10 protein-coding genes are annotated in these 13,286 nt (G+C 45.2%); 4 read left to right on the forward strand and 6 right to left on the reverse strand.

Annotated features, from left to right (window positions below):
• Positions 1-66: 66 nt before the first annotated feature.
• Positions 67-1,341 carry a molybdenum cofactor synthesis domain-containing protein gene (locus tag QUB08_RS00005; RefSeq protein WP_333222341.1) on the reverse strand — a complete coding sequence of 425 codons (1,275 nt, stop codon included), beginning with the start codon at positions 1,339-1,341 and terminating at the stop codon, positions 67-69.
• A 117-nt stretch (positions 1,342-1,458) separates the two neighbouring features.
• Here QUB08_RS00005 and QUB08_RS00010 point away from each other — a divergent pair, with 117 nt between their 5' ends.
• The 4 genes from QUB08_RS00010 to cobO all read left to right on the forward strand — a co-directional run bounded on the left by QUB08_RS00010 (position 1,459) and on the right by cobO (position 4,195).
• Entirely contained in the window at positions 1,459-2,076 is a 618-nt protein-coding gene (locus QUB08_RS00010) for a hypothetical protein (protein ID WP_333222343.1), read from the forward strand.
• Between the two features lie 161 nt (positions 2,077-2,237).
• Positions 2,238-2,816 (forward strand): Uma2 family endonuclease, encoded by a 579-nt coding sequence (locus QUB08_RS00015; protein ID WP_333222345.1) that lies wholly within the window; start codon positions 2,238-2,240, stop codon positions 2,814-2,816.
• Between the two features lie 105 nt (positions 2,817-2,921).
• Positions 2,922-3,500 carry a Uma2 family endonuclease gene (locus QUB08_RS00020; protein WP_333222347.1) on the forward strand — a complete coding sequence of 193 codons (579 nt, stop codon included), beginning with the start codon at positions 2,922-2,924 and terminating at the stop codon, positions 3,498-3,500.
• A 59-nt stretch (positions 3,501-3,559) separates the two neighbouring features.
• Complete coding sequence (gene cobO / locus QUB08_RS00025; RefSeq protein WP_333222348.1) at positions 3,560-4,195, forward strand: cob(I)yrinic acid a,c-diamide adenosyltransferase; 636 nt, start codon at positions 3,560-3,562, stop codon at positions 4,193-4,195.
• A 147-nt stretch (positions 4,196-4,342) separates the two neighbouring features.
• On the opposite strand, the gene QUB08_RS00030 is transcribed toward cobO, so the two are convergent.
• From QUB08_RS00030 to QUB08_RS00050, 5 genes are all read right to left on the reverse strand, one after another.
• Complete coding sequence (locus tag QUB08_RS00030) at positions 4,343-7,009, reverse strand: CHASE4 domain-containing protein (protein WP_333222350.1); 2,667 nt, start codon at positions 7,007-7,009, stop codon at positions 4,343-4,345.
• 66 nt (positions 7,010-7,075) lie between these two features.
• Positions 7,076-7,573: a hypothetical protein gene (locus QUB08_RS00035; RefSeq protein WP_333222353.1), complete on the reverse strand. Its 498-nt coding sequence runs from the start codon at positions 7,571-7,573 to the stop codon at positions 7,076-7,078.
• Between the two features lie 532 nt (positions 7,574-8,105).
• Entirely contained in the window at positions 8,106-9,110 is a 1,005-nt protein-coding gene (locus QUB08_RS00040) for an RNA polymerase sigma factor, RpoD/SigA family (RefSeq protein ID WP_333222355.1), read from the reverse strand.
• A gap of 878 nt (positions 9,111-9,988) precedes the next feature.
• Entirely contained in the window at positions 9,989-11,722 is a 1,734-nt protein-coding gene (locus tag QUB08_RS00045; protein ID WP_333222357.1) for an ATP-binding protein, read from the reverse strand.
• 98 nt (positions 11,723-11,820) lie between these two features.
• Complete coding sequence (locus QUB08_RS00050; RefSeq protein WP_333222359.1) at positions 11,821-13,260, reverse strand: pentapeptide repeat-containing protein; 1,440 nt, start codon at positions 13,258-13,260, stop codon at positions 11,821-11,823.
• Between the last annotated feature and the right edge of the window lie 26 nt (positions 13,261-13,286).

Genomic DNA, 13,286 nt, shown 5'->3' on the forward strand with positions numbered 1-13,286 from the left:
TGACTAATGACTAATGACTAATGACTAATGACTAATGACTAATGACTAATGACTAATGACTAATGACTAATGACTAACTTTTAAAACTTCAACGAATTCGCCCGGTACAATCCAGGTGTCCCCTGGTGACAAAACTGCTAAACCACTCGTATTGGCGAGGTTAATTAAATTCGCTGAATTTTGGCTGCCGCTAGCAGGTTCAAATTCCCAGACTCCCGCAACTAAATGTAGTTTACCCCAAACATAAGTTTCGCGCTGACCGTGCGATCGCAATTCAGCATTACACCTAGCTTTGAGAAACTCCGGCCCCCAAGCATCCGGGCCAAGCCCAGACATCTTTCTCAAAGCAGGCACAACAAACCGCCAACAGCAGACTAAAGCCGAAACCGGATTTCCCGGCAAACCAAAATAGAGACAATCCGAACTCAAACTCGGAGAATCATCATTTTTTTCACCTCGTTTAAACTCAGCAACCGTTAAAGGTTTCCCCGGCTTAATCGCCACAGAACTAATGTGAACTTTTCCTCCCAAATCCGCCAAAATTTTCTCGACATAATCGTAGTCTCCTACCGAGACGCCGCCCGTAGAAAGCACCACATCCGCCGTCGCCACAGCCCCGGATATCGCCTTGTTTAACGCATCTTGATTATCAGGAACAATCCCCAATCGAATTGGTTCAAATCCCATCTGCGCCAACAAAACTGTCAAAGCATACTGATTCGAGTCTACCAGTTTCCCCGGTGCCAAAGGTTCGTCAGGCGATACCAATTCGTCACCTGTAGAAAAAATTGCCACCCGCAGCCGCCGATAAACTGGAACTTGAATGCACTGGGCAGTTGCTAACACCGCCATTTCTGGGGCATTGATAACTGTACCGGAAGTTAACAAAGTTGTTCCTGCTTGATAAAAAGCGCCTTTGTGTCTGACAAATGCTTGCGGTTTTTCAGGAGAAACTAAGATAAAAATACGATCGCCCTCACGCCTCGTTTCTTCCTGTATTACCACCGTATCAGCACCCGCCGGCATCACCCCACCCGTAAAAATTCGCGCCGCTTGCCCCGATTGCACCGTACTTTGAGGCTGATATCCCGCTGGAATTTCCTCAACTACTTCGAGTACCACTGGTTTTTCGGCGCTACAATTTTCCACATCCGCAAACCGCACCGCGTACCCATCCATTGCTGAATTGTCCCAATAAGGAAAATCAAGGGAACCACTGACGGCTGCTGCCAAAATGCGCCCCGATGCTGCCAGCAAGTCTACAGTTTCTACATCCCCCTGACTGTCGAGGGGTTGCGCCAAATTTAGAACGATCGATTCTGCTTCTTTCACTGACAGCATGACTGTCTCCTTGTTTTGATAACACTCATGATTAAGTTTAGCAAAATATCCAGAGATATTGGTGATATAATTTTTTTGGATTTGGGCAGTAAACCTAATTTCTGGTGTTAATTGCTTATGACTATTTCTCGTTTGGTTGTTAGACTCAATTGTTTATCCTTATTTGTGGTGGCGCTACTGATATTTTTTACTCAAGTTTCAGGGTTAAAAGTCAGCGATTTATTCTTTCCGCCTTATTCTTATCCCCATCCCAATGTCGCCTTGTTAACTCGGACTTTCCAGATTTTATGTTCTGTACCCGTCATTGTTTGTACTTTCACCTATCAATTAGCTCAAAGTATTCAACCGCGCACTTCAGAAAATCGATTTATTCTGTTTTCTGCTTTGTTAACAGGTGGATTTTTACTAAATGAAATTTACAGAATTCATATATATATGGTAGCAGGGGGAATTACCAAGCTAGGAGTAAGTCTTTTGTACGCCGTTATTTTGTCATCCTACGGATGGTTTTTTCGGCGAGAACTACAGTGTACTCCCTACCAAATATTGTTAGCGGGTGTAGGCTTGTTGTTTTTTGCGATCGGCGTAGATGCCCTGCATTTAAAAAACAAAATATTCTCCAGTTTACTAGAGGGAGTACCTAAACTGTTTAGCGAAATTAACATTGTATTTTATTATTGGTATGTCTGTAAGTGTTTTCTGGAAAAAGCTTTTTATAAAAATATTGAGAGCTAGTTATAAGTAGGTGAGCTCATGATCGCAAGCGTCTAAAAAAAACTCTCCTAAAATCCTCTTGCTAGCTCAATAATATTTACAGCATCTGCATCGATCAACATTAATCGGCATTCATATACATTCTCTGGCTTAAAAATCCCAACGCATCCTGATAACATACCATGATAGCAGTTACAATCAACCTCAACTCCATAGTTAAACTAACCGACGACCAATTTTATCAACTGTGCCGCGAAAACCCCGATCTCAAATTTGAACGCAACGCCAAAGGAGAAATAATCGTCATGCCACCCACAGGAGGAGAAACTGGAAATTACAACTCAGAAATTAATGCTGACTTTGTGATTTGGAACCGGCAAACTCAACTGGGAATTTGTTTCGATTCTTCAACTTGCTTCAAACTGCCCTGCGGTGCCAACCGTTCTCCCGATGTCTCTTGGATTGAAAAATCAAGATGGGATGCACTAACTCCAGAACAAAAACAAAAATTCCCTCCCATTGCCCCGGATTTTGTTTTAGAGCTAATGTCGCCGACAGACAGCCTCAAAGATACTCAAGACAAAATGCAAGAATACATGAATAACCAAGTAAAACTAGGCTGGTTAATCAACCGCAAAACCCGCCGAGTCGAAATCTATCGCCAAGGACAAGAAATGGAAGTTTTGGAATGTCCAACAGAACTTTCAGGAGAAGATATTTTGCCCGGTTTCGTGCTAAATTTGCAGCTAGTCTGGGCGTAAGGCAAAATCGACTTTAACAACAATATTTTCGGGGCGAACAGACTACCTGCATCGCTCAGCATTCATGTGCCATTAAAATACTCCAAATGCAGCCTCTAAAATACCATGATAGCAGTTACCATCAACTTCAACTCGATCGCCCAAATAACCGACGACCAATTTTATCAACTGTGCCGCGAAAACCCCGATGTCAAATTTGAACGCAACGCCAAAGGAGAAATAATCGTCATGCCACCCACAGGAGGAGAAACTGGAAATTACAAGTTTGAAATAGCTACTGATTTTGGAATTTGGAACAGACAAACTAAACTAGGAATTTGTTTTGATTCTTCAACTTGCTTCAAACTGCCCTGCGGTGCAAATCGTTCTCCCGATGTCTCTTGGATAAAAAAGGAAAGATGGGACGCACTTACTCCCGAACAAAAACAAAAATTCCCTCCCATCGCCCCAGATTTTGTCTTGGAATTAATGTCGCCCACCGATAGTTTAAAAGATACTCAAGACAAAATGCAAGAATACATGAATAACCACGTAAAACTAGGCTGGTTAATCAACCGCAAAACCCGCCGAGTCGAAATCTATCGCCAAGGACAAGAAATGGAAGTTTTGGAATGTCCAACAGAACTTTCAGGAGAAGATATTTTGCCCGGTTTCGTGCTAAACTTGAAAACACTGTGGCAATAACTAGACATCTTGCATCTATCAGCGTTTATTTGCGTTTATCGGCGGTTAAAAAAAATCTCATGGAAACTAATACAGAAACCACTGCAACCACTGGCTTAACAGCCCAACAACACAAACAGAAAATGCAGCGGCGCCAAGAAGTGCAGTCACAGCGAATCGCTAACTCCTCCAAAGAAAAAGGTTTAATTATAGTCAATACGGGTAACGGTAAAGGCAAAACCACGGCCGCTTTGGGAATGGTTGTGCGATCGCTCGGTCACGGATACCGCGTCGCCATAGTACAATTTATCAAAGGAGCTTGGGAACCCGCAGAAAAAGCCGTTTTTCAACTCTGGGAAAAACAGCTAGAATTTCACGCAATGGGAGAAGGCTTTACCTGGGACACGCAAGACCGCGATCGAGATATCGAAACAGCTCAAAAAGCCTGGGAAAAATCCCTAACTTTTATCTGCAATCCCGCATTTAAATTAGTTCTTCTAGATGAAGTCAATATAGCATTAAAACTAGGTTATTTGCAAGTCGAGCAAGTGCTTTCCGGGTTAGACCAAAAACCAGAAGAAACCCACATTATTTTAACAGGCAGAAGCGCCCCGCCAGGGCTAATCGAACGGGCAGACTTGGTGACAGAAATGACTTTAGTTAAGCATCCATTCCGCGAACAAGGCATTAAAGCTCAAGCAGGTATTGAGTATTAATGTTGTTGGTCTTCAAGAGTTTAGTCCTAATTAGCTAAAAGCTGATTGGGAGTGGACTGAAGCCCTGACTACAAACCGTATTTATGTTGTTTATAGTCAGGACTTTTTACCCAATCTAAAATCTAAAATCTAAAATCTAAAATCGAGCTATGCTGGCAACATCAGAGTAAAAGTTGACCCCTTGCCAAACTCGCTATTGACAGTAATTTCTCCCCCCAGCATCTGAGAGTATTTCTGCGCTATTGCCAAACCCAAACCCGTACCTCCGTACTTGCGGGTAGTCGAAGCATCAGCTTGCGTAAAAGGTTGAAATAACTTTTGTAGCTGTTCAGGAGTAATCCCAATCCCCGTATCCGTACACTTAATAATTAACTGTTCCGAATCCCAACTATTCTCGTCATTTTTAATTCTTTCAACGCTGAGTGTAACTGTTCCTTTATGAGTAAACTTAGCTGCATTACTGAGCAAATTAAACAAAATTTGAGTAAACTTAATTTGATCGGAATACAATTCGCCAATATTATTAGGACACTCCACATTCAGGCGATTAGTGTTCCGCAAAAATAGCGGTTCAACAGTTCTGGCTACATCTTGAACGGCCTCCGACACGTCAAAAGTTTCTAATTCAAGTTCCGCGTGACCGGCTTCAATCTTCGACAAGTCCAGAATATCATTAATTAAGGAAAGTAAAAGCTGGCCTGAATTGTGAATTCTCTCCAAATCCGACACAAAAGTTTCTTCGCCTAAATCTAAAGCCTCTTCTTGCAGAATCTCGCTGTAACCGATAATCGCATTCAGAGGAGTTCGCAGTTCGTGGCTCATGTTAGCCAAAAACTGACTTTTCGCCAAATTAGCTGCTTCTGCGGCTTCCTTTGCCTTGTAGAGTTCTGCTTCGGCTTGCAAGCGGTCGGTCACGTCGTGAGCCAGCACTAATTCAGCATTCCTGCTATCAAATACCAGACCATAAGAAGTAATTTCTACATCAATAATTGTTCCGTCTTTTTTCTGGTGCTTCCACACACCTGTAAAGTCAATACCGACATCTACTGGGGAGATATTTGCTAGCAATTTCGGCAGCTCTTGGGGGGGACGAATATCCGCAACGGTCATGTTGAGAAATTCGTCGCGAGTGTAGCCGTAGTGTTGGACAGCAGCCTGATTGACGGCTATAAATTCCAGAGTTTCTAAATCGTAAACCCACATCGGATGGGGGTTATTTTTAAACAAAAGTCTATAGCGTTCTTCCGAGGCTCGCAGTTCTGCTTCTGCTTGTTTGCGCTCGGTAATGTCGCGGACAACCGTGCAAATAATCTCGCGGCCGCCGTAGGAAATCACGCTCCCGCTCACTTCTACATCCACGCAGGAACCGTCTCGGCGGCGGTAGAGAACTTCGCCAATTCTGAATTGTTTGTCCGTCAGCAGCAACTCGATATTGTTGTCAATTAGGTCTTTAGAGTAAGCGATGATATCGTAAATAGTCAGTTGCGAAATCACATCAAGACTGTAATCGAGCAAGTTTCTAAACGCTGTATTGGCTTCCAAAAGGCGTTTGGTTTGAGCGTCCCACAGGAAAATGCAATCTGTAGCTTGTTCCACGACGGCTCTGTAGCGGGCTTTTTCCTCAAGTTGTTCGCTGTCGGCGATCGCGATCGCACTCAACATTCCGTTGATAGTATGGGCAAGGTCGGACAACTCGTCTTCGCCCGTCACCGGCAGTCGCACCGAGAGGTCTTGGCTGCTGCTGACGTGGTTCACTGCTTTCGCTAAACCGCTCAACCGAGACAGTACCAGACGCTCTAGCAGTAGCAGAGTGCAGCCGATCAACCCAATTCCCGCTAACGCTACAGACACCAGCAGGTACAGCAAACTAATTTGACCTTGCCGATATATTTCTCTGGGAATATCCACCCGCAATAGCAGCGCAGGTTGGTTGTAAATATCGCGGATCAGGGCGTAACCCGCGATCGACTCTTCGCTTAAAGGACGCACCAAAATCGGTTTTTTTTCCGACAGTTTCTCCCGCGCTTTCTGAAAGTCTGCAGGCAACCGAGCCTCATTCACGCTGTGTACGATTAGCGGCAAGCGAGTAATTTTAGAAACCTTTGCAATCCCCGCAGCATCCAAATTGCGCCCGAATATCACCGTACCTCGGATCGGGCCGGTGCTTTTAGTCGTGAGAATTGGCCGGGAAGTAATCAGTATTGGCCCTGACGGTAGCAGCAAGATACCAGCGATGCTGCTTTTGGCGTTCGGGTGTTGCAACAGCGGGTCGCTGAGAGAAATATGCTGTTTTAATGCTTCTGGAACAGGCGTTAATTTCAGCTTTTCGCTGTCTAAACCTGTACCGTAAACTATTTTGCCAGAAGTATTGACAAATACGGCTATATTAACTCTTACATTAGCGAGCCCTTCTGGAATTAAATTGGAGGCAATGAATTCTGAGTTGCGGTTTTGGATAAAATCGTAGGTGTCGTCCCAGGCCGACCAGTCGGCAAAACGAGAGTTGAAGTCATCTGCGGTTTGCCCGAACACGCTGAGCACTCCCTTGACCACCTGTGTGGCTTCTTGTTCCTCTGCTTTGATCAGGCTGCCCAAGAGGATGCTTGAGGAGGCGACATACAGAATGCCAGTCAATCCAGCGATAGTAATGCCAATGATCGATAGTGTTTTCCGACGCAGTTTCATCTTGCCATGTGTGTGGTGTCCGTCCGCAATTCTCAACTCAGGAGCAATTTTACTACTGTTTCCTGAACCCTGACCGAAAGCAATTTGATCCGGGCGCCCCCGATGTATCAGTGGGGTTGCTTTCTTCAATTCTAAAATCTAAAATCTAAAATCTAAAGTCTAAAATCGATTGACTGGTGACGCAGCGCGTGTTTCCTACTTTTCCCACACCTGCTGTTTGTGAGATTCTTTGCAAATACCCAAGATGCGCCGATCGTTCTGGCTGATGGTGGAAATTGGGTAATACTGTTCTAGGTTTACGGAGTAGGGAGAGCGACTGCCGTCGTAAGTGTCCACTACTGTTAAATTTAACTGAGTTAGCTCGCCCGTGCCGTAAAAACAGTAAAAAGCAGACCGAGGCAGGTAAAAAGCCCCGACTACCTTACTCTGCCGCATTTCAAATACAAAATATTCTTGTTTAAGTTCCTCTGGCTGGCTCGACTGGCCGTAGAGGTAAATGCCATCTGCTAAACCTGTGCTAGCTGTATCTGGCCCAGGAGTTGGCGGGGATTGCGAGCTAAAAACGCCGGATTTGATGTCCGAGTCGTGTGCCCGGTGTGCGGGGAATGCGATGCTGAAGTTACCGGGCGAGAGAGCAAGCACGATCGCGATCGCTTCTAAACTTCCTGTCAATATCAAATAAGTCAAAACCACTCCAGACCCCAAAATTTAAAATAGCTGGTTCCAAGCGCCTCTTGTACCAGTTTCACAAAGATTGTAGAGAAACCGGGTATTTGGCTTAATGTTGGCTATTAACTTGAATGAACGATCGCCCGCCCGGTTCCTGAAGTTAAATCTAAGATTTGTTTTGACAAATTTTGCCTCCGCCCCGATCTGGCGATCGACCCGTCAATCGATTTTAGATTTTAGATTTTAGATTTTAGATTGAACCATTGACCTCACGGATAAATACGTTCGGCAAGTTTCTCGGATACAAGTTTTTTATTTCTGGACGAATGAATCACGTGGCGGGTATCCTGGATGCTTTCGGTCAAATGATACCATTTTAGATTTTAGATTTTAGATTAAAGAGTTGAATAATTTGGCGTGACCTATTCCATAAGGGTTTGGAGCACAGGCCTACAGTTGCATTCTTTTTTTGAACTGGTATAAAAGTATCCTTCCCAGCAGCGCCCACACGAAAAAAAAGTTGAGATTTTGGGAAAAATCTCAACTTTTTTAGTGACTAACTCGCCAAGTATTCTCGGACTTGAGATTGGCGGCGGCGCAGGTGGGCAAGGGCTTGATGTTCTAGCTGCCGCACCCGTTCCCGGCTGAGATTTAACCGTTCTCCGACTTTCGCCAGAGACATTTCGGTGCCGTCTTCCAAACCGAAGCGCAGAATTATTACATCTCGCTGCTGGGGGGTAAGTTCTGATATCAAAGTATCGAGGTCTTGCCGCAGCAATTCCGAGGTAATGTAGTTGTCTGGAGATGCAGTTTCGTCTTCTAATAGTTCTTGCAGTTCGGTATCTTGGTTGTCTCCTACCCGCAAGTCCAAAGAAACTGGATGTCTTGCCATCAGCAGGTATTCCCGAATTTGGGAAGGGTGCAGTTCCAAGGCTGCGGCAATTTCCCCAGGGGAGGGAGATCGACCCAACTGCTGCGTGAGTTCCCGCTGCACTTTTTTGATTTTGTTGAGTTTTTCGGTGATGTGAATTGGCAATCGAATGGTGCGGGCGTGTTGGGCGATCGCGCGGGTAATTGCTTGCCGAATCCACCAGTAGGCATAGGTAGAAAATTTGTATCCCCGCATCGGGTCAAATTTTTCGACTCCTCGTTCTAAACCGAGGGTGCCTTCTTGAATTAAATCCAAGAATTCCATATTGCGTTTCTGGTATTTTTTGGCGATCGCCACTACTAGCCGCAAATTCGCTTCAATCATCTTTTGCTTTGCCCGCCGCCCTATTTGTAAGATCCGGCTAAGTTCAGGTTCGGTCAACTCCATTTCGGCGGCCCACTCTTGATTCGTCAGATCCCGCTGCCATTCTTTAGCAAGTGCTTGTTTTGCTTCGATTAATTTCATCATTTGCTGCACCTGCTTCCCGAAAACAATTTCTTCTTCTCGGGTTAGCAGGGGTACGCGACCGATCTCGTGCAGATAGGTACGAACCGTATCCGTTGAGGAGTATGGCCGGCTGCCCATGCGATCGGCTTTCACTGTTTTGTTTTTGGGGGTTGTGGTGGACATGGGTGAGTATTGCACTCCTTGTAACAACAGATAAAAAGTTGGTGATACCCTGTCCCACTTTTACAAGTGGGATAAAGACTGCGACAAAGGGGATGTTTCCCCTCTTGTTTATCGGTGACGATCGGTAGAAGCTTTTTGTTTGGGATTACTTTTGTGCTTGATTTTCCAGTAATCCCCGTCGATTTTCGGTAGCTCGCTAGCTTTAACGGCTAGTTCAAGGCGAAGTGGAGTAAGAGTTTAGTTTTCTCAATATTATTCCCAATTTTGAGGATCGTAAAGGGTAAAAACCTCTGTCTTAAGGTCAAGATTCTACATTTTTCCTTAAGGTTTTGAATTCCCTGTTCGTTTTAACTGCAACTCAACTTCACAATACTCATGCAAACAGACTCATGCAATTCGAGGGCTTTGTTTTGCTCTCTGTTCCATCATCGCTTGAAATTTTCTCGCTGCCTAGATGGTGGGATGCGAGATAACCGAACTCGATCGCCGTATTAGATGCGAGTAACTGTTTAAAATATTTATTGACATTTTGATTTAAATATGCTAATAAAATTCTGCTACGAGTAACGACAAGGTGTATAAAGGCTGGCTGTTGCCCTGTTTGACTTTCATTGTGCCCCTAGGCTCCATCATCTCCATCATGTTTAAGCTTAAGCAAATTTTGGGCCGTTAGGGATGAGGGGTGAGGGGGTGAAAGGGGAAAAGCTTCTGACTCAAAGCTAGGGGCTAATTGTTTTGAAGTTCGATCGCACTTTTTCGTTTATAACTGAGGCAAAAATCTGATATTTCTGTCATTGCCAGCGATCGCCTATTTTTTTCAACGATTAATTTACAGTAACATTTGCCTAAGTTCTGTAATGAATCTAGCAGTTGTCAATCTAAAATCCCAAATCCATTTTGGCAGCTTCAGATTCTGCAAATACTTGTTCGTCGGGCATTTCTTGCCAGTCAATATCCCCGATTTCTCTGTAGAATTGCTCGTCGTAAGGGCGAGTTTGCACGACTACGGGCATGGGTACGGCGTGTCCCAAAACTAATGCTTGCTGTTTGGAGTCGAGTTTTGCCAAAACTGAACGCAAACTCTGCCCTCCTGAAACGCCGGTAAAAATAGCATCGATGTCTTTATCGTCGTTTAGCAAAGCTGTGATCCGGGTGCCGACTTGCGACATGACTTCGGCGTCGATGCCGGAGGGACGCTGGTCTACAATCAGCAGGGTTACGAAGTATTTTCGCATTTCTCTGGCAATTGTACCGAAAATAGTCGATCGCACGATCGCCGGATCGAGAAAGCGGTGAGCTTCCTCTATGGTAATCACCAAGGGCTGCGGGCGATCGCACGGATTTTTGCTCTGCAAAAACTTCTCCGCTTTCCGCACGTAAGCTTGGTGAATGCGGCGAGTAATTACGTTTGCTGCTAACATATACGACAGCAAATCCGAGTGCGAACCGAACTCAATTACTACATTTTTGCCACCATCCAAACACTGCAAAACTTCAGTTACATAATTTTTCGGACAGCGTTTACGAATGTATTTCAAATCATTCAGTCGCTCTAATTTCCGCTGCAAAGCCATAATCGAAGACTTATTTCCGCGCTTTTCTTCGCAAAACATTTGGATATCTTCGTTGGTCATTTCCAGCAACTTGTTGATCCAACCACTTCCCAACTCATTTCGCAAAATAATCGCATTTTCGATACTAGCTTCCGACAAATTTAACTCGCGCTGCACCAGCGCGATGTCTTCGACTTCAATTTGATCGAAACTCAAAAACAACTCTTGAGCATCGCGGACTCCCCGGCGTTTTGTCGATTCTGGATCGAGGGTATAAATCTGCATTTTATCGGGAAACAACTGCCGCAAACCTTTAACAGTGCTGAACTGTTTCCCTTCCGAAACAGCTTCCCACCCGTACTCCGAGTGCATATCAAAAATTAAATTAACAGCAGCCTGCTTGCGAATAATTCCCGACAATAGCAAGCGCGTCAGAAAAGATTTTCCCGTTCCCGACTTGCCAAAAACTCCGTTGCTGCGTTCCACAAATCGGTCTAAATCCAAGCACACAGCAACGTCCATGTCAATCGGTTTGCCGATCGCAAAATTGCGGCGGTACGGGTCATCTTCCCAGCCAAAAACTGCCCGAAAATCAGTTTCTTTGGCATCAAACACCTGGGAAAAGTGGCTGGGAATAGTTTTGACCGGCAGCAACTCAATATCCGCACCGCTTTGTGACTCAAAAGAAGCCAAATTTCCTAAAGCCAGCTTGTTCTCGCGAACTCCGCCGTTTTTCCTCGGGTCGAAAATTGCCTGCTGTTTTTCTCGTTCAGCAGTCAACATCAACATCGGCGACAGTTCGATCGTACCGTAGGTGCTGCTACCGGCTAGCACTGCGAGCAGAAAATCGTCGTCGGGATTGGGAGGATTCGATAAAATGCGAGCGCTGGAAGTTCCGAGAGACACGTCGGTGAGCATACAGAAAAAGTGCGATCGCACCCCCCGCACTACTAGAAATTTCCCCACCCTCATATCTTCCACCGAAACATCGGCGTGCAGTCGCACTTCTAATCCCTTGCTCAGGGAACCTTGAATAACAGAGCCTAACGGTCGATCCATTTTAGATTTTAGATTTTAGATTTTAGATTGTTAATAATCGACCAATTTTCGCTGGGCGAGTTTTGATTGTAGATTTTTGATTGTTAACAGTCAACTAATTACCATTCCGATTCTAGCGGCAATTCAAAAAAACTCGGACTCAGCTCTAGATCGGTCAAATCCGTTTCGCTCAAATAAGCGTCAGTCAAAAATACCCCTTTTAAACTTGCGCCTTTGAAGTTAGTACCTTTCAGGTTAGCACCTCTGAGATTAACTCGGAATAAATGAGCATCGCTCAAGTCGGCCTCAGTTAAATCTGCTCCCTCCAAATTTACTCTCATCAAATCTGCTTTTCGGAGATCAGCTTCGTTTAACTTAGCGCCGCTGAGGTTAGCTTTTGTCAAGTCTACACCTCTCAAGTCGGCCCCGCTCAAGTTAGCGAACAGCAAAGTAGCTCCGGTGAAATCTGTCTCCCTCAAATCGGCATCGCTTAAATTAGCGCCGCTGAGGTCAGCCCTTGTTAAGTCTACACCCCGAAGGTCAGCAGAACTCAAGTTTACTTGGTGTAAAATTGCGCCGCTTAAATCGGCTCCTCTCAAATCTGTTTGCTCCAAGTTTGCACCTTTGAGGTAAGCTTTTTTTAAGCTAGCTCTGCTGAGGTCTACATTTTTGAGATTGACCGAAGTTAAGTTAGAAGCGCTCAAATTAGCTCCGCTTAAATCTGACCCGTTTAAGTCGGCTCCGGTTAAATTTACCCCTTGCAGCGATACATTGGGAGCAATTAAATAAGCTCCGCCCAGACTGGGGTCGATACCTTCTGAAAACAAAGTCTTGTTGCTGTAAACAGCTTTCTCCAAAATCGTGCTGCTCAAACTAGCTTCCCTCAAGTCCGCTGCGCTGAGGTTGGCTCCTGCTAAGTTTGCCCGATCGAGTTTGGCGCCAAATAAAATAGCTTTGTATAAGTTTGTCCGCCGCAAATCGGCTCCTTTTAAATCGGCTTCGGTCAAATCTACCCTAGCCAGATTTAAGCCAGGGAGCGAAGCATTGGGAGCTAGCAAAAATGCTCCCATTGCACCCGGATCAATATCTTCGGGAAAGATAGTCCGGTTGTTGTATACGGCCTTGTCTAAAATGGCACCGCTTAACTGAGAACCGCGCAAATCTGCACCGCTAAGGTTGGCTCTGGTTAAGTTGGCTTCGTGGAGATTTGCTCCTACTAAATTAGCCTTGATCAAACTTGCTTGTTTGAGGTTGGCGCCCGTGAGTTCGGCTCCTACGAGAGTAGCTTCTCGGAGGACAGCACCGGTCAAATCCGCTCTAGTGAGGTTAGCTAAATTGAGAAATGATTCACCTAAATCCGCCCCGCTGAGATTGGCCCCGGTAAGGTCGGCTTCGATCAGGTCTGCATACCTGAGAATAGCGTTGCTGAGGTTGGTTTCTCGGAGGTCGGTGCCTCTGAGGTTTGCTCCCCGGAGTTCCGCACCGCCGAGGTTGGTGCCTTTAAGCGCTTGTCCCCTGAGGTCGAGCCGGTGCAGAAAGTCACCAACGTTCATTTCCATGTCAAATTCGCTCTCTTTAATGCTGA

It is taken from the genome of Microcoleus sp. BR0-C5 (assembly GCF_036705045.1).
Taxonomy (GTDB): Bacteria; Cyanobacteriota; Cyanobacteriia; order Cyanobacteriales; family Microcoleaceae; genus Microcoleus.